Origin of the sequence: Tenacibaculum sp. M341, from assembly GCF_004337695.1 — a bacterium.
GTDB lineage: Bacteria > Bacteroidota > Bacteroidia > Flavobacteriales > Flavobacteriaceae > Polaribacter.
On the sequence record NZ_SJXJ01000003.1, the window covers coordinates 1 to 17,540 of the forward strand.

Here is a 17,540-nt window from a genome sequence, read left to right on the forward strand (position 1 = left end):
AGTTGGACTGACCTCTAGTGTATCTGTTGTCTCGCCAGGGGCATTGCAGAGTAGCTACGTCGGGAAGGGATAAGCGCTGAAAGCATATAAGCGCGAAACCCACCACAAGATGAGATTTCTTCAAAGGGTCGTTGAAGATGACAACGTTGATAGGCTATAAGTGTAAGTGCAGTAATGTATGTAGCTGAGTAGTACTAATAACCCATAGGCTTATGTACGGATCTTCCCTCCCATGTGGAGGGAGGACAACTCTTTAAACAGATGTAAGCAATCTTGAAACAATATCAAATCATTTTACCAATTATGTTAAAATATTAGCAGCTAAGCTGCGCTATAGGCAAAAGGCATACAGCTAAAAGTCAATAGCAACAACTTAAGGTGATTATAGCAATGGGGCTCACCTCTTACCATTCCGAACAGAGAAGTTAAGCCCATTAGCGCCGATGGTACTGCCACTGGTGGGAGAGTAGGTCGTCGCCTTTCTTTATAACAAGACCGTTCAATACATATTGAACGGTTTTTTGTTTTTATAATAACTTCATTTTTTATAACTCACAACTTCGCAATAATACTTTATCAATAATTAATAGATAACATTTAGCTAAAACTGCTATTTTTACTCCATGGATAAAATAGAACACATAGGTATAGCAGTTAAAGATTTAGAGAAATCAAATAAGCTATTTGCTTCATTATTTGGAGTACCACATTATAAAATCGAAGAAGTAGCCAGTGAAGGCGTTAAAACTTCTTTTTTTAAAACAGGACCTAATAAAATAGAATTACTTGAATCTACTAAACCAGATAGCCCAATAGCAAAGTTTATTGAAAAAAAAGGTGAAGGAATTCATCATATTGCTTTTGCTGTGAAAGACATTGTTAGTGAAATTGAAAGATTAAAAGGAGAAGGTTTTACTATTCTTAATGAAGTACCCAAAAAAGGAGCAGACAATAAACTAGTAGCTTTTTTACATCCAAAAACTACAAATGGTGTTTTAATTGAATTATGTCAAGAAATTGAATAATTTTTTAACTAGATTACTAATCATTAGTTAAACTTTTTAAACTTATAATTCTTGAATTTTCCTTTTTTTATCGAAAAAATAAATTAAGTATTCGTTTTTTTTATAAACATATTTTATTGTTAGTATTCTAAGTAAATGATTAACAGATTGCTATAAGGGTTAGAAAAAATATAATTTTTATAGTGTTTTGCATTGAAAAATTCAATTTTTCACATTATTTTAGGTACTGAACAAAAACTTAATTACCGATGAATCGAAAATTACCTTTAAGTAAGAAATTTTCTTACGCTCTAATGGTATCTGCTTTTTGTTTCACTGCAAATGCTCAGCAGTTGAAAACGCAAGCAGATTTAAAACAGATGAAAAAGAGCCAGGTTTACAAGAATCAAAAAATGTTTGATAGTAAAACTGGAGCAACTGATTCAAAAACACCTATAGAGCGTCAAGCAGATAACGCTGTTGAAAGAGCGAAGTATGAATTTGAAAGATTAAGAGATCCTAAAACGAATCAAATTCCTTTAGGTATCAGAAAATCTGAAATGAATTTCTCTAGTAAAATTAAAGTTGAAAGCAATAGTCCTGAAATTACAACTCAATCAAAAGGAGCTAATTTTTGGAACTATTACAACTGGAGAAATAGAGGTCCATATAATGTTGGTGGTAGAACAAGGGCTTTAGCAATAGACAGAACTAATGAGAATGTAATATTAGCAGGAGGTGTTTCTGGAGGATTATGGAGATCTAGAAACGGAGGAGAAACTTGGAGAAAAGTTACAAGAAGCTTCCAGAGTCCAGGTATTACAACTATTGTACAGGATCCTAGAAAATATAGAGGATATATTTGGTATTATGCTTCTGGTGAGCGTCCTGGTAACTCTGCTAGTGCAGGAGGAGCTTTCTATCAAGGAAGTGGAGTATATAAATCACAAGATGGTGGTAGAACTTGGGAATTATTAAGAGCTACTGCTAATGAAAATGTAGGTACTTTTGAATCTGCTTTTGATTTAATTAACTCTATCGCAGTTAATCCTGCAAATGGTGATTTATATGTTGCTACATTTAACGGGTTATACAGATCTCAAGATGGAGGTCGTTCTTTTGAAGAAGTATTAGCAGGAGGATTTGATAATACAGTAGAAGTTAGTATTACTCCATCGGGAAGAATTTATGCTACTATTGATTCAGGAGGAGATCCTAATGCAGGTTTCTTTACATCTACAGACGGTGAAAACTGGACAAATATTACTCCAGAAAGTTTAGGAACAAACTATGGTAGAACTGTTATGGGAGTAGATCCAGCTAATGAAAACTTAGTTTATTTCTTATCTCAGTCAGCTGTAGGAGCTGGAGGAGCAGCTTTTTTACACAGATATAATAATGAAACTGCTGAAGGAGAAGAAGCTTGGGCTAATTTATCTGCTAACTTACCTGTTACAATAGGTGGTAGAGTAGGAAACTTCAATCCACAGGGAGGATATAATTTAGTAGTTAAAGTACATCCAGCAGACAGTAATATTGTTTTTGTAGGAGGTACTAATTTATACAGATCAACAGATGCTTTTGCAACACCAGTAGGACAAGAAAGTTGGGTTGCAGGATATTCTCCGTTAAATAATGTGAGTTTATACACGAATCAGCATCCAGATCAGCATGCATTAGTTTTTTATCCATCAAACCCTAACAGAGCTTTATCTGGTAATGATGGAGGTGTGTATGTAACTGAAGATATTACAGCAACAAATGATGGTGTTGAGCCAGTTCAATGGGAATCTTTAAATAATGGTTATTTAACTACACAACCTTATCATGTTGCATTTGATCCAAATGGAACTGATGATAATCTTGTAGCAGGATTTCAAGATAATGGAACTTGGTTTACTAATTCATCTGATCCTAAAGCTATTTGGGAAGAAGATTTTGGAGGTGATGGTGCTTACAGTGCAATTGCAGATAATGGAAGAACTCGTTATGTATCTTCACAAAGAGGAAATGTTTTCCGTTTTAATTTTGATGAGAATGGGGAGTTTGAAGCTTTTACAAGTGTAAGACCTGCAGGTCCTACGGATTTTTCTTTTATTAATCCATTTATCTTAGATCCTAATAATGATAACATCATGTATATGCCTATTGGAGGTAGAGTATGGAGAAATAGAAATTTAGATGAAATTCCTTTATTCTCTAATGCACCAGCTACTACTAACTGGTCAAATATTTCAACTTCTCAAACTCCAGATGGTTCTAATGTAACTGCTTTAGACGTATCAACTTATCCTGTTGCAAATAGATTATACTACGGAACAAACTCAGGAGTAGTTTTAAGAATGGATAATGCAAATGTAGATGATCAACAAGCTGTTGATATTACATCTGGAAAAGGTTTACCTACTGGATTTGTAAACGATATTAACGTAGATCCATCTAATGCAGATCGTGTAATTGTTACTTTTTCTAACTACGGTATTCCTAGTTTATTCTTTACTCAAGATGGTGGTGAAACTTGGACTGATATCAGTGGTAACTTAGAAGAAAATGCTGATGGTACAGGTAATGGACCTTCAGTAAGAAGTACAGCTTTCTTAGGAGCTCAAGGAAGAACAAGATGGTCTCGTTCTCAAAGAATTTATGCAGCTACAAGTACTGGTTTATATTCTACTAGATACTTAAACGGACAAAATACAGTTTGGAGAAAAGAGAATAGAGTTTTTGGACAGGCTGTAACTGATGAAGTTGTAACAAGAAAAGATGGTTTAGTAGCAGTAGCTTCTCATGGTAATGGATTATTTAGTGCTCGTTTCCCACTTTTCCGTAAGTTACCTCAATTAACTTTAAGTACAGCTTTCTTATTAGATGATATAAAAGTAGGTATCAGTAGTGAAGATACTGTAATAGATGTTACAGGTTTATTCGTAAGTTCTGGAAATGCTGAGATTAATATTGAATTAACAAATTCTAATCCTGAGTTAGTAACAGCTACTTTAGAGAATAATATTTTAACTTTATCTTATGCTCCTGAAGCTATTGGAACAGCAGCCATTGGTTTAGTAGCTACTTCTGGAAACCAACAAGTTTCTGAAGGTTTTACTGTTAACGTAGCTGAGTTAGCTATTTATGAACAACAAAATCCTGTTGTAAGCTCTAGTCCATCTCAAAATTTCTTAGATTTTGGAGCAGTAGCTCAATCAGCAGATGATTTTACAGTACCAGCTGGTAATACTTGGAATATTAACAGAATTACAGCATTAGGATCAGGTTCTGGAGATGCTCCAATATATAATAGTGCAACAGTTGTTATTTATGAGAATAATGAAGGGAATCCAGGAGAAGAAATCTACAATAGTGGAGATTTAGTACCTATTTCTGATGCAACAGATTCTAATGTAAACTTATTATTACCTGAAGCATTAACTTTAGAAAGTGGTGATTACTGGATTTCAGTTTATGTAAATTTAGCATTTAATGGAGGTGGACAATGGTTCTGGTCTTCTGAAGATAATTCAATAGGACAAGTAACTCAATTTAGAGATCCTGTAAATCTTTTTGGAACAGGAGCAACAGATTGGACTTCTACTGAAATTACTTTTGGAAGAGATCCAATAGATCAGTCTTTCCAAATTTTTGGAGATATTGTAGGAACTAACGTACAAGAGAATACACAAGAAGCTGCTTTAGTAACTTTAGAGTCAAATAGTGTTACTCCAATAGCATGGCCAAATCCATCTGTGGGATCATTTAATTTTGATTTAAAAATTATGAATACAGAAAAGCAGGTATCAATGCAAATTTTTGATATGTCTGGTAAAGTTGTTCATGAGGAATCAAATATCAATACAAATAATAACTATGTATGGAATGCTTCTCGCATGGCAACTGGTTTTTATTTTGTAAATGTAAAAGGAGATAAAACTACTAAGCGTTTCAAAATTTTAAAGAAATAATTTAAGATAAAAGCTTAGTTTTTAGATATATTATAAATCGAGATTGTTTTTAGCAATCTCGATTTTTTTTGTTTTTATAGATTTGTTATATTTTTAATGTTTTAACTATTGTATTGAGCTTTTAATAATAGTTGTAAGGATTACGTTGCATATAATTCTAATTTTAGCGCATTAATTAAAACCTTATTAATAAATGTATCTAAAAATACCCTTCGGGAAGCAATTTACTTGCTTCATGATGCTGTCTGCATTGTGTTTAACTTCAAATGCACAAAAACTACAAAAACAAGCAGATTTAAAAAAACTCAAAAAAAGCCAGGTTTACAAAAATCAAAAGATGTTTGATAGTAAAACTGGATCTACAAATGCTAAAACACCTATACAAAGGCAAGCTGACAATGCTATTGAAAGAGCAAAGTATGAATTTGAAAGATTAAAAAATCCAAACACTAATGAAATACCATTAGGTATAAGAGAATCAGAGGTTAAGTTCTCTACAGGAATTGAAATAAACAATGAATCTCTTATCTCATCAAGATCAAGTCAAAGATCATCATCAGGATTTTATTATAATTGGAGAAACAGAGGCCCATTTAATGTTGGTGGTAGAACACGAGCATTAGCAATTGACAGAAATAATGAAAATGTAATATTAGCAGGTGGAGTTTCTGGTGGATTATGGAGAACAGAAAATGGAGGTCAAACTTGGAGAAAAGTGACGAGAAATTTTCAAGATCCAAGTATTACTACCATTATTCAAGACCCAAGACCAAATAAAAGCTTTACTTGGTACTATGCTTCTGGTGAACGATTTGGTAGTGCTGGAGCTGGTGGTGCTTTATACCAAGGTAGTGGAGTTTATAAATCTCAAGACGGAGGACGTACTTGGGAATCTTTAAGAGCAACCACAAATGCCAATGTTGGAGGCTTTGAATCAGGTTTTGATTTGATTAATTCAATAGCCATAAATCCAACAAATGGAGATTTATATGTTGCAACTTTTGATGGTTTGTATAGATCACAAGATGGGGGTAATTCATTTGGACAAGTTTTCGATGGAGGATTCGATAATTTCACTGAGGTTAGTATTACATCAACAGGAGTAATTTATATGACTGTAAGTTCTCGTTTATCTGCTGGAGAAAATCCAGGTTTCTTTACTTCAACAGATGGAGAAAACTGGACAAATATAACTCCACAAGCCTTATTAAACTTAGCAGCTTCAGGTTATGGAAGAACCGTTATGGGAATTGATCCTTCTGATGAAGATATAGTGTATTTCTTAACTCAATTTGATTTTAATGATGTAGAACTCTCTATTTTGCATAGGTTTAATGCTAATCCTGAAGGGAATGAAGAGATTTGGACAGAGTTAACGGATAATTTACCAACAGATATTGGTTGAGATGTAGGAGACTTAAACCCACAAGGAGGATATAATTTATTGGAAAAAGTACACCCAACAGATAGCAATATTGTTTTTGTAGGAGGTACAAATTTATACAGATCAACAGATGCTTTTGCAACACAAGCTGGACAAGAAAGTTGGGTTGCTGGTTATTCTCCATTAAATGATATTTCATTATATACAGATCAACACCCAGATCAACATGCACTTGTTTTTTATCCATCAAACCCTAACAGAGCTTTATCAGGAAATGATGGAGGAGTTTTTATAACTGAGGATATTACAGCTACTAATGAAGAAATCGAACCAGTGGAATGGGACTCTTTAAATAATGGATACTTAACAACTCAGCCTTATCATGTTGCTTTTAATCCAGAGGGAACTGATGATAATTTAGTAGCAGGTTTTCAAGATAATGGTACATGGTTTACAAATTCTTCAGATCCTACAGCTGCTTGGGTAGAGGATTTTGGTGGAGATGGAGCATATAGTGCCATTACTGATAATGGTAGAACTCGTTATGTTTCTTCTCAAAGAGGAAATATTTTCAGGTTTAATTTTGATGAAAATGGAGGTTTTGAATCATTTACAGTAGTTAGACCAGAAGGACCAGGTAATAGAGATTTTTCATTTGTGAATCCTTTTATTTTAGATCCAATAAATGATAATATTATGTATATGCCTATTCAGGGAAGAATTTGGAGAAACAGAAATTTAGATGAAATTCCATTATTCTTAAGAGGTCGTGCTAGTGAAAATTGGACAAATATTGCAAGTTCACAAACTCCTGATAATTCTACCATTACTTCATTAGGTATTTCAAAATATCCAGTAGCTAATAGATTATATTATGGTACAAATTCGGGTATGGTGCTTAGAATGGATAATGCAAATATTGATAATCAAGAAATAGTAGATATAACAACAGGTAAAGGATTACCTAATGGTTTTGTAAATGATATAAATGTAGACCTGTCAAATGCAGATAGAGTAATTATAACTTTACCTAACTATGGAATACCTAGTTTGTTTTTTACAAATGATGGAGGAGAAACTTGGACAGATATTAGTGGTAATTTAGAAGAGAATAGAGACGGTACAGGAAATGGTCCATCAGTAAGAAGTACTGCTTTTTTTGGTCCTGAAGGAAGAAATAGATGGTCACGTTCTCAAAAGATTTATGAAGCAACTAGTACAGGTTTGTTTGTAACAAGTTATTTAAACGGTCAAAACACGGTTTGGAGAAAAGAAAACAATAGAATTGGAACAGCTGTTACTGATGAAGTTGTAACAAGAAACGATGGTTTAGTAGCAGTAGCTGCTCATGGAAATGGTTTGTTTAGTGCACGTTTTCCTGTAACTGGAGAATTTCCAGATGCTAGTTTAAGTACTAATTTTTTATTAGATGATATTGAGTTACCAGCGAATAGTGAGGATACTGTAATTGATGTAACTGATTTATTTGTTCATTCTAATAATGAAGCTATAGCTATTGAATTAACAAATTCTAATCCAGAATTGGTTACTGCTACTTTAGTAGAAAACACGCTAAGATTATCATATGCACAAGATAGTATGGGAAGTGCTTCTATAGCATTAATAGCAACTGCGGGTAATGAACAAGTTTCTGAAGGGTTTACGGTAACTATAGCTGAATTGCCAATTTATGCGCAATCTAATGCAGCTATTTCTAACGTACCATCACAAAATTTTACGGATTTTAATGGTATTGCTCAGTCTGCTGATGATTTTGTTGTGCCAGAAGGAAATTCATGGAATATCAATAGATTAGTAGCTTTTGGTATCGGTAGTTCTGATTTTTATAACAATGCAACTGTAGTTGTTTATAATGATAACGATGGAGTACCAGGAGAAGAAATATATAATAGCGGTGAGTTGGTACCTGTTTCTGATGTAGCAGATGCAAATTTAAATATAGAATTACCAGAAGCTTTATCTTTAGAAAGTGGTAATTATTGGGTTTCTGTATATGCTAATTTAGCTTTTAATGGAGGATGACAATGGTTTTGGAGCTCAGAAGCAAATACTGTAGGAGGTGTAACTCAGTTTAGAGATCAAGAAAATCTTTTTCGTATTGGAGCAGTTGATTGGACAGCGACTAATGTAGCATTAGGTAGAGCACCTATAGATCAGTCTTTCCAACTTTTTGGAGATATTGTTAATGATAATGGCGATGCCAATACAAACGAAGCAGCTCCACTAACAACTTTAGATACTAAATTTAATTCACTGGCATGGCCAAATCCATCAAATAACTCGTTTAACTTTGATTTAAGAATTATGAATTCTGAGAAAGAAGTATCTATGAAAATTTTTGATATGGCAGGAAAGATAGTTTACAAAGTTTCGGATATAGATACAAAAAACAATCATGTATGGGATGCTTCTCGTATGTCAACAGGTTTTTATTTTGTAAGTTTAGAAGGGAATAAAACAACGAAACGATTTAAAATTATAAAAAAATAAACAGTCTTTATTTTTTTAATGTAATATATTGTCGAGGTTATTTTGAGAAAAATAATCTCGACTTTTAAATTAATTAGACTCATGAAAATAAATTCAATTGTATTAGTAATATTGCTTGCTTTTTTTGCAGCTTGTAAAACAACAGTAGTCTCTCAAGAAAAAAAAATGAAAAGGAAAAAACCAAAATATGAAGATTTAGTTGGTAGAAGTGCTGTACAAAACAATATTTCGCCCAATACAATTCAAATGGAAGGAATTATTACCAAAAATATATCAGCTCAAACTATTTGTGAGAGAAAATATGAAAAAGTAATAGAGATACAAGTAACTAAAGTATTACAGTCTGGTGCAGGTATTACTAATTTTCCGCTAAGTAATAAAAAGTACTTTTTTGTAATTAATAAAGTTGCTAATGATAAAATGATTACAAAATCTAAGAAAGTATCTCTTACAGTAAAAGAAGGACTTTGTCAAAAAGGAGGTGAATCTGTGTATGAAATATTAAAAATAAATTAAATTATTCAGTTTTTTCTTCCTGCGGCTCAGTTACAGTTTTTGGTTCTTCATCTTTAATAATAGAAGGAAAAATCATTGGAGCTATTTTTTTAACAGGCTTGTATAAAATTGATTCGTTTAAGCTTTCTTGTTTTACAAAAGGAATTGTATCATTCATTTTTCCGAAGAAAATAAAAACAACACTTAAAATTAACCCTATTTTTAAAGCTCCAAAAACACCACCTAATATTTTATTTAAAATACCTAATGAAGCAAAATCTGCTATTTTAGTTAGTATTTTACCCATTAAAGCTATGGCTAGTATAATTACAACAAAAGTACCAGCAAAAGCAACCAAGCTAATGTACTTTTCATCCCAATCTAAACTATCTTTTAGCCAATCTCCTAAAAAATAAGAAAAATGAATTGCACCATAAACACCAGCAACTAAAGCTACAAGAGATGCAACTTCAACAAATAACCCTTTCATTAGTCCACGTACAAAACCAAATAGTAATAAAGCAGCAATAATAATATCAAAAGTATTCATTCGTTTTATTTTAATAATGTTTCGTACGATTGTACAATAAGTAACAAATATAAGTATCTCGTTTGTATCTTTGCGAATCAAATAAAAAACAGATGGAAAAAGTTACCAACCTAAAGGAAAAATGGACTTTTTTAGTAAACTCTTTATCAAAGGATTTTGCTGATGGAGATGAATTGAATTTAGATGGAATTATTTATTTAATAGGTGTACAAGAATTAGGGCAAGGGCAGCGCAAGTTTAAGAAAGATGAAAAAGTTAACTTAATGCACATAGCTATTTGTAAGTTATTAGAACCTTATGGGTATTATGAGTTTGATTTTTTTGATGAAGATGGATGGCCGCATTATAAATCACTAACAGAATTACCAAGTTTGAAGCCAGGTGAACAAACTGTATTAATGAAAGAGGCTATTGTTAATTATTTTGAAGCTATTGATTTTTTTAAATAGAAAATGAATAGCAAATGTTTTGTAATAATATTGTTGTTAACCTTCTTTGGCTTTAGTCAAAAAAAAGAAATAAAAGAAGTTTGGGCTGAATTGAAAACAGAATATCCGGCTTGGAGTAATGATTATTCTGCTGGAGAATATGAAAATATTTGTCCGAGTACAATTGTAGTAAAAGCAAGTTCTACACTTAAAGCAACAAAACAATTTAATTACAATCCAGAGAATTTAAAAACCTTTAGAAATAAAGAAATTATTACAGCATGGGTAGAAGGTGTAGAAGGAAATGGTATTGGAGAACAAATTACATGTAAAATAATAGATATGGTAGGATCAGGAGAACCATGGAAATTAAATTTTGAGTTTACTTTTGTAAATGGATATGCTAAGAATTCTAGAATTTGGAAACAGAATAATAGAGTACAAGCACTTAATGTGTACAGAAATTCAAAATTGATAAGTAAGGTGTATTTAAAAGACACACCAAAAGTTCAAAAGTTTAATTTAAGAAATAATCAAAGTAATTTAGCTGTAGGAGATATTCTTGAATTTGAAATTATAGCCGTTTATCGAGGGACTAAATATAATGATACAGCAATTAGTTTGTTAACACCTACTTGTTCTCCATAAATATGAATCAATACTAGGTAACGCTCAGTTTTCTAATCATTTTTGATAATAATTTGGGGTAAAACCGTTTAGCATATACTCCGAGCTTTTCTTTAGCTCCAGCAATGTAAACTTCTTCTTTCTCTTTCTCAATAGCTTTTACCATTAATTTGGCAAACTTATCAGGATGTATTCCTTTAGCAGTCGCATTATCCATTTTATTTTGAGGTGTTCCGTCTCCAGTTAGAGCGTTTTTAGAAACATTAGTAGTTACAAAACCAGGACAAACAATAGTTACTTTTATATTTTTATCAAAAACTTCTGCGCGCAAACTATCAAAAAAACCATGCAGGGCATGTTTAGAAGCAGCATAGGTAGAGCGTAGAGGTGTACCAATTTTTCCAACAATACTAGTTGTTACTACAAAAGTTCCTTTTTTATTTTCAATAAAGTGAGGTAATAAAGCTTTGGTTAAGGCTACAGTTCCTAAATAATTTATTTTCATAATGCGCTCGTCAACCTCAATACTAGTATCAGCTGCAAGCGAACGTTGACTAATTCCACCGTTGTTAACTAACACATCTACAGAGCCAAAGAGAGAAATAGCTTTTTCGACTATTTTGTTAAAGTTTTTATAGTTTTCTAGGTCTAATGGTAAAATTTTAATGTTTTTTTCATTAAAACAATTCTTTTTTACATCATTTAATAGCGATTCATTCCTTGAAGATAATATTAATTTTGTATTTTGGCTCGAAAGTAATATTGCTAGAGATTTTCCAATGCCGGAAGAAGCTCCAGTAATCCAAATAATCTTATTTTTGAGTTTCATTTTATAAAGATAATTTTAGTGTAATGTACTCAAATTAAATAAGAAATAATTATTTTGGTACGCTTATTGAATTACAGTTGACAGAAATTTTAATATTAATAAAATAAAATCCCTGATAACAATGAAAAATTTACTTGTTTTAATACTATTTGTTACTTCGATTGCAAATGCACAGTTTACAGTTAAGGGTACTATGACTCCGCCAGAGAAGAGTGATTGGGTACTATTATATAAGATAGAAGGCGCGAAGCAAAAATTTATTGCTAATTCAACTATTAAGTTTGAAGATGTTGATTTAGGTGGAAGTGTTCAAAAAGTTGGACGTTTTGAAATAGCTATGCCTACTGGAGCAAAAACAGGATCTTATAGAGTTTCATATAGAAACACTGGAGCTGGTTTTATAGACTTCTTTTTCAATCAAGAAAATGTTGAATTCTTATTCAATCCACAATATCCAGAAGAAACAATTGTTTTTACAAAATCTAGAGAAAACAAATTATATAGAGAATATACAGATGCATTAGGTTTAACTCAACGTGCTGTTGATTCTTTACAAGTTGACTATCTTAAATCAAAATCAAAGAGTACTAAAAAGGCTTATAAGAAAGCATTTAAAGCTCAAGAAGAAATGCAAGAGATTTACGAAGGTAAATCTGAAGGATTGTTAGTAAATACTTTTATCAAAGCATCTAAAGCAACAAATTCATCTTCAATTTTTGATAATACGCAAGAGTATTTAGAGCATGTTATTGGTAGCTTTTTTGATAACACAGATTTTACTAATAAGACATTATATAACTCATCTTTTATCGTTGATAAGATTACAAACTATGTGTTTTATTTAAACATTGCTGAGAGTCAAACATTACAACAAAAATTATACAAAGAGTCTGTATCTAAAATAATGGGTATAGTTAAGGAAGATAAAATTAGAAAAGAAGTTTTAGAGTACTTAATCACTCGTTTTACAAATCAGAGAAACTCTGAGTTAGTAGATATGCTTTTTGCAAATTATTATGCAAAATTACCAGCTTCACTTCAGGATGCTAAATTTAAAGAAGATAAGTTAGGTGAGTTATTAGCTTCTGTAGGTAGAGTTGCTCCAGATTTTTCTTGGAAAGAAGGAGATAAGAGCTTTACACTTTCTACTTTAAATGATGGTGAAAACTACTTAATGATCTTTTGGAGTACTCAATGTAGCCACTGTGTTCAAGAGATTCCTTCAGTATATGAATTCATGAAGAAGCACAATACAACTTCTGTAATTGCTTTTGCTATTGAAGATAACGACTTAGATTTTAACTCTTGGGCTAAAAATAAGTTATACAACTGGCATAATGTTTTAGGAACTCACCCAGAGTTTAGATTTAAAAACGAAACTGTACAGAAGTATAGAATTGAAGCTACACCAACTTATTTTATATTAGATAAGAACAAGAAAATTATAGCAGTACCTAATACTGTAGAAGATGTAAAAGAATTCTTCGAAGGTGGTTCAGCTGAAAAATAATTGATGAAATATTATATTTTAGGAATAGTACTTTTTATAACTACTTCTGTATTTTCTCAAGAAAATTTTAAAGTAGGAGATAATGTTCCTCAATTTAAATTATGGCTCACTAACGGTGAGAGATTAACTAAAAACGACATCCTGAATAAGGTTGTCGTTTTTAAGTTTTGGTTTACTTCTTGTTTGCCATGTTTGGTTGATATTCATTTATTGAATGATTTAGTTGATCATTATAAAAATAGAAATGATGTTCTTTTTGTAGCTCCTGCATTAGATAGAAAGGATATTATAAAAGAGTTTCATAAGAATACTTTATTTAAGTTTAAAACAGCTTATTCAACTATGGATGTAAGCGAGGTTTTTAATCCTTTACAAGTATATCCTTCTTATTTTGTTGTTGATAAAAAAGGGAAGTTTTACTATATAGATAGTGGAACTAAACAATCTAATTTTAATAAACTTAAAAATGCCTTAGAAGAGGTTTTAGATAAGAAAGATAATTAAAAAAGACATTCTTAACAGAATGTCTTTTTTAATATTAGATTACTGTAAATTAGTAAGCATTTTCTAAAATTCGTTCTGTAACATCTAATGTTAAATCACCAGTTTCAGATAAAGCAGTCATTCCATGAGACTCTAATTGAGAAATAATATCTTTCAATTCTTCTTTTTTAACATCGTAGTCACTGATTTTACTTGCTACTCCAAGAGTATTAAAGAAGGCTTCTGTTTTTTGAATTCCAGCTTCAATTCTTTCGTCGTTAGTACCTTCAGTTATATTCCAAACTCTTTCGGCATATTGAAGTAATTTAGCCTCTTTTTTATCTTTTCTTTCTCTTAATAAAGAAGGTAATACCATTGCCAAAGTTCTAGCATGATCTATATCAAACTTAGCCGTAAATTCATGACCGATCATATGCGTGCTCCAATCTTGTGGTACACCAGAACCTACAACACCACTAAGTGCCATTGTAGCGCACCACATAAAGTTTGCTCTCGTATCGTAATCTTCAGGATTATTAATAGTCTTTTCTCCAATTTCTATTAATGTTTGTAAAATTCCTTCAGCAGCTCTATCTTGAAATTTAGCATCTACAGGAAACGTAATATATTGTTCTATTACATGTACAAACGTATCTACTATACCATTAGCTACTTGTTTTTTAGGTAATGTGTAAGTAAGTGTAGGATCTAATACAGAAAACTTAGGAAAAAATAGAGGAGAGTAAATACCATATTTTCCTGTAACATCACTAATTACTGAAAAAGCATTCATTTCAGAACCAGTTGCTGGTAATGTTAACACTGTTCCGAAAGGAACTGCCTCTGTAACTGGTACAGGTGAAAAACCATGTTTAATTAAAGAAGCATAATCATCACCATCATATTTTGCAGCAATAGAAATATATTTTGTAGCATCTAATACAGATCCACCTCCTACAGCTAAAATAAAATCGATATTATTTTCTTTAATAAATTCAGCGGCTTTGATACAGGTGTTTAATTGTGGATTAGGTTCAATACCACCAAATTCAAAAATTTCAAAACCTTTTAAGGCTTCAGTAATTTTATCAAATGTTCCAAATTTTTTAATACTTCCACCTCCATAAGTAATTAAAACTTTTGAGTTTTGTGGAATTAATGTAGCTAATTCTGATAATCTATCTTTACCAAAAACTACATGTGTTGGGTTATAAAAGTTAAAGTTAAGCATCGTTATTTTGTATAATGTTTTTAATGAAAATGTTAGGTCTTTTTATAGGTTGTTATCAAAGATTTTCCAAACAATTTCAAAATTATATGAAGGTAAAAGAGGAAAAATTGATCTATGGTAATAAATCAATTTGCAATACTTAAAGGTTTCTTAAAAAAATAAAAAAGCATCTTCTAAATGTTCAATTTCAAAGCTGTTTTGTTTTTTAATAATGGCAATGATATCAAATCTAACTTCTAAGTCTAAGTCTTTTTCATTTACATAATGATCCATTGCAGAAATCAATAAGTTTATTTTTTTCTGATTGATAAAATCTTGTGGATTTCCAAAAAAATCGGTGGATCTAGTTTTTACTTCTACAGCTATTAATTCTTGGTTTTTAATAGCAATAATATCTACTTCAGCTTTTAAGTAGCGATAGTTTTTTTCAAGAATTTTATATCCGTTTTTGGTAAGAAAATTAATTGCTTGTATTTCTCCTTCTTTTCCTAATTCGTTGTGCTTAGCCATTTTTAATCTTTTTCATTTTGAAGATAAAAATATAAAAAAAAGAATTAAAGAAAATGTAAAGGATATTAAATGAAATCTCAGTTACTAATCATTTAAAAACTGAATATTATCTAGGTTAATTTGATAAGACACATCATCTGTCCATTCGTATTGTATACTAATAATATTTCCTTCTAAAAAATGAATCTCTTTGCCACAATCATAATTGCAACTTTCTACTAAAACAGGGAAATATATTTTTTTTACTTTATCATAGCCTAGTAAGTTGCCTCGAAAGTAATTAACTATTTTAAAACGACTATTTTCAATAAAATCACTTCCGTAATCTCCTGTAAATTCAAATATATTTTCTTTGTAATAAGTGCTATAAACAATATCAGGTATACTAGCATGTCCAGCACCAAAATCATTATTTACATTATTGTCTTTATACCATTTTTGAATATAATTTTTATAATAAGAAATATCTTTTTCTTCTTTACTAGCTATGTAGATGTGTTTACTTTTAGAAGCATATTTATAAAGTGCATCTTTTAATGCGGGATGTTGATTTAGCTTTTTGTTTTCCTGGAAATCACCATCAATACAAGTATTACATCTTAAAGAAGATTTTCCTGTATAGGTAAGCGTGAGAAAATCTAAAGTATTTATGTTTAGTAGATAAAAGTTAATATCTCTATCAATAACAGCTCTTCCTTTAAAAGTTTCTTTTAAGGAAAATAAAAGAAATTCTCCATTATCAATTTTTTGTTGGGTAAAACTCTCATTAAATACCTCGGTAAAAGTATATTCATTATACAATAATGTATCTGTTTTTACTGTTGCTTTTTGGTTGTTTAAAGAGATTTCTTTGGAAGCAATTATAAAATCTTTATCATTAGAAGTGTAGTAATCTTTTTTAGTCCAAAGCGTAATTTTGGTTCCTTTTTCAGAAACTACTTCATAAAAAGGAGTTATAGAATCTGTTTTAAAATTAATAGCAGTTTCTTTTTTAGGTTTATCTACAGTTTGATTTTTTTTACAAGAAATTGTAATAATCAAAATGAAAATAATACTGATGAGTATGCTTTTTCTATTCATAAAAATTAATTTTTGAAAATTGATCTTTGTTGATCGATAGTTCTATATTTCTACCCATAATTAAAGCTCTATTATCAGGTTCGTGACCTGCAGGAAAGTTAAAAAGTACTGGAATTTCTTTGGGCAATGCATTTAAAAACAACTCTTCAATAGCACAGCCCCAATTAGTACTGTTTTCCTTTACTTTTGAAATATCACCAATAATTATTCCTTTTACATTTTTAAAATAATTAGCTCTATATAAACTTTGCAGCATTCTGTCAATAGCATATTCATATTCGCCAATTTCTTCAATGAATAAAATTTTATGATCAGTAGAAATTTGACTTTCTGAGCCTAACATAGCAGTTAAAATAGCTAGATTCCCTCCAACTAACTGTCCAGTTACATTTCCTTCTCTGTTATAAGACGAAGAAGCGATTGAGTATGATAACTGTTCTCCAAATAGTACTTTTTTAAATGTTTCTATGGTATGTGGAATGTCATGTATATCATCTTGCAAACTTGTACCCATCATGGCGTGTAATGTTTCTACACCTAAATTATGTATGTGGTTATGAAATACAGTAACATCAGAGTAACCAATAATCCATTTCGGATTCTTTTTAAATTCAGTAAAATTTAATAAATCAATAATTCTTACAGAACCATAACCACCACGGGCACACCAAATAGCTTTCACTTTAGGATTATTTAGAGCTTCTTGAAAATCGTTAGTTCGTTGCTCATCTGAACCAGCAAAGTGATTACCTTTTTGAAACAGGTTTTTACCTAAAACAACTTTTAAATCCCACGATTCTAAAAGGTTTTTAGCTTTTTCAATAACCTCATTTCTGTTCAATAGAATTCCTGCCGGAGCAACAATTGCCACAGTATCGCCTTTTTTTAAATAAGAAGGAGTTTTTAATTTCATTACAGATCGAAAATAGAAAAAATACAGGT

At 31.1% G+C, this 17,540-nt stretch carries 16 protein-coding genes and 2 rRNA genes; 12 read left to right on the top strand and 6 right to left on the bottom strand.

The genetic code is table 11. From position 1 onward, the window contains the following. The 8 genes from EYW44_RS03545 to EYW44_RS03580 form a co-directional block, all read left to right on the top strand. Positions 1-218: ribosomal RNA gene (locus tag EYW44_RS03545) — 23S ribosomal RNA — on the top strand; the annotation flags it as partial. 156 nt (positions 219-374) lie between these two features. Next, positions 375-483, top strand: a 5S ribosomal RNA gene (gene rrf / locus EYW44_RS03550). Between the two features lie 140 nt (positions 484-623). Next, positions 624-1,025: a methylmalonyl-CoA epimerase gene (gene mce / locus EYW44_RS03555; protein WP_132722294.1), complete on the top strand. Its 402-nt coding sequence runs from the start codon at positions 624-626 to the stop codon at positions 1,023-1,025. Positions 1,026-1,273: 248 nt separating this feature from the next. Next, positions 1,274-4,960: a T9SS type A sorting domain-containing protein gene (locus EYW44_RS03560; RefSeq protein WP_132722295.1), complete on the top strand. Its 3,687-nt coding sequence runs from the start codon at positions 1,274-1,276 to the stop codon at positions 4,958-4,960. 337 nt (positions 4,961-5,297) lie between these two features. Beyond that, positions 5,298-6,365 (top strand): WD40/YVTN/BNR-like repeat-containing protein, encoded by a 1,068-nt coding sequence (locus EYW44_RS03565; RefSeq protein ID WP_132722296.1) that lies wholly within the window; start codon positions 5,298-5,300, stop codon positions 6,363-6,365. A 39-nt stretch (positions 6,366-6,404) separates the two neighbouring features. Further along, positions 6,405-8,387: a hypothetical protein gene (locus EYW44_RS03570; RefSeq protein ID WP_132722297.1), complete on the top strand. Its 1,983-nt coding sequence runs from the start codon at positions 6,405-6,407 to the stop codon at positions 8,385-8,387. 231 nt (positions 8,388-8,618) lie between these two features. Further along, complete coding sequence (locus tag EYW44_RS03575) at positions 8,619-8,855, top strand: T9SS type A sorting domain-containing protein (protein WP_256369368.1); 237 nt, start codon at positions 8,619-8,621, stop codon at positions 8,853-8,855. A gap of 81 nt (positions 8,856-8,936) precedes the next feature. Next, positions 8,937-9,371: a hypothetical protein gene (locus EYW44_RS03580; protein WP_132722299.1), complete on the top strand. Its 435-nt coding sequence runs from the start codon at positions 8,937-8,939 to the stop codon at positions 9,369-9,371. A 1-nt stretch (position 9,372) separates the two neighbouring features. On the opposite strand, the gene EYW44_RS03585 is transcribed toward EYW44_RS03580, so the two are convergent. Continuing rightward, a complete protein-coding gene (locus EYW44_RS03585; protein ID WP_132722300.1) occupies positions 9,373-9,900 on the bottom strand; it encodes a CvpA family protein in 528 nt (175 codons plus the stop codon). A gap of 92 nt (positions 9,901-9,992) precedes the next feature. On the opposite strand from EYW44_RS03585, the gene EYW44_RS03590 reads away from it, so the two are divergent. Beyond that, entirely contained in the window at positions 9,993-10,349 is a 357-nt protein-coding gene (locus EYW44_RS03590) for a hypothetical protein (protein WP_132722301.1), read from the top strand. Between the two features lie 3 nt (positions 10,350-10,352). Then, positions 10,353-10,976, top strand: coding sequence for an NADase-type glycan-binding domain-containing protein (locus tag EYW44_RS03595; RefSeq protein ID WP_132722302.1), 624 nt, complete (start codon positions 10,353-10,355; stop codon positions 10,974-10,976). Positions 10,977-10,989: 13 nt separating this feature from the next. On the opposite strand, the gene EYW44_RS03600 is transcribed toward EYW44_RS03595, so the two are convergent. Continuing rightward, positions 10,990-11,784 carry an SDR family oxidoreductase gene (locus tag EYW44_RS03600; protein ID WP_132722303.1) on the bottom strand — a complete coding sequence of 265 codons (795 nt, stop codon included), beginning with the start codon at positions 11,782-11,784 and terminating at the stop codon, positions 10,990-10,992. A gap of 121 nt (positions 11,785-11,905) precedes the next feature. On the opposite strand from EYW44_RS03600, the gene EYW44_RS03605 reads away from it, so the two are divergent. After that, the gene (locus tag EYW44_RS03605; protein WP_132722304.1) at positions 11,906-13,294 is read left to right on the top strand and encodes a TlpA family protein disulfide reductase; all 1,389 of its coding nucleotides are present in this window, start codon (positions 11,906-11,908) and stop codon (positions 13,292-13,294) included. A gap of 3 nt (positions 13,295-13,297) precedes the next feature. Beyond that, complete coding sequence (locus EYW44_RS03610; protein WP_132722305.1) at positions 13,298-13,798, top strand: TlpA family protein disulfide reductase; 501 nt, start codon at positions 13,298-13,300, stop codon at positions 13,796-13,798. 49 nt (positions 13,799-13,847) lie between these two features. Here EYW44_RS03610 and EYW44_RS03615 read toward each other — a convergent pair whose 3' ends face one another. The 4 genes from EYW44_RS03615 to EYW44_RS03630 form a co-directional block, all read right to left on the bottom strand. Further along, entirely contained in the window at positions 13,848-15,008 is a 1,161-nt protein-coding gene (locus tag EYW44_RS03615) for an iron-containing alcohol dehydrogenase (protein WP_132722306.1), read from the bottom strand. A gap of 150 nt (positions 15,009-15,158) precedes the next feature. Continuing rightward, entirely contained in the window at positions 15,159-15,518 is a 360-nt protein-coding gene (locus EYW44_RS03620) for a YraN family protein (RefSeq protein ID WP_132722307.1), read from the bottom strand. Between the two features lie 84 nt (positions 15,519-15,602). Then, entirely contained in the window at positions 15,603-16,598 is a 996-nt protein-coding gene (locus tag EYW44_RS03625) for a hypothetical protein (RefSeq protein ID WP_132722308.1), read from the bottom strand. Then, complete coding sequence (locus EYW44_RS03630) at positions 16,591-17,511, bottom strand: S66 peptidase family protein (RefSeq protein WP_132722309.1); 921 nt, start codon at positions 17,509-17,511, stop codon at positions 16,591-16,593. The genes EYW44_RS03625 and EYW44_RS03630 overlap by 8 nt, the downstream gene beginning before the upstream one ends. Between the last annotated feature and the right edge of the window lie 29 nt (positions 17,512-17,540).

Coding starts and splice junctions, on each gene's coding strand:
- mce (WP_132722294.1), top strand. CDS start 624: ATGGATAAAATAGAACACATAGGTATAGCAGTTAAAGATTTAGAGAAA.
- EYW44_RS03560 (WP_132722295.1), top strand. CDS start 1,274: ATGAATCGAAAATTACCTTTAAGTAAGAAATTTTCTTACGCTCTAATG.
- EYW44_RS03565 (WP_132722296.1), top strand. CDS start 5,298: ATGTTTGATAGTAAAACTGGATCTACAAATGCTAAAACACCTATACAA.
- EYW44_RS03580 (WP_132722299.1), top strand. CDS start 8,937: ATGAAAATAAATTCAATTGTATTAGTAATATTGCTTGCTTTTTTTGCA.
- EYW44_RS03585 (WP_132722300.1), bottom strand. CDS start 9,900: ATGAATACTTTTGATATTATTATTGCTGCTTTATTACTATTTGGTTTT.
- EYW44_RS03590 (WP_132722301.1), top strand. CDS start 9,993: ATGGAAAAAGTTACCAACCTAAAGGAAAAATGGACTTTTTTAGTAAAC.
- EYW44_RS03595 (WP_132722302.1), top strand. CDS start 10,353: ATGAATAGCAAATGTTTTGTAATAATATTGTTGTTAACCTTCTTTGGC.
- EYW44_RS03600 (WP_132722303.1), bottom strand. CDS start 11,784: ATGAAACTCAAAAATAAGATTATTTGGATTACTGGAGCTTCTTCCGGC.
- EYW44_RS03605 (WP_132722304.1), top strand. CDS start 11,906: ATGAAAAATTTACTTGTTTTAATACTATTTGTTACTTCGATTGCAAAT.
- EYW44_RS03610 (WP_132722305.1), top strand. CDS start 13,298: ATGAAATATTATATTTTAGGAATAGTACTTTTTATAACTACTTCTGTA.
- EYW44_RS03615 (WP_132722306.1), bottom strand. CDS start 15,008: ATGCTTAACTTTAACTTTTATAACCCAACACATGTAGTTTTTGGTAAA.
- EYW44_RS03620 (WP_132722307.1), bottom strand. CDS start 15,518: ATGGCTAAGCACAACGAATTAGGAAAAGAAGGAGAAATACAAGCAATT.
- EYW44_RS03625 (WP_132722308.1), bottom strand. CDS start 16,598: ATGAATAGAAAAAGCATACTCATCAGTATTATTTTCATTTTGATTATT.
- EYW44_RS03630 (WP_132722309.1), bottom strand. CDS start 17,511: ATGAAATTAAAAACTCCTTCTTATTTAAAAAAAGGCGATACTGTGGCA.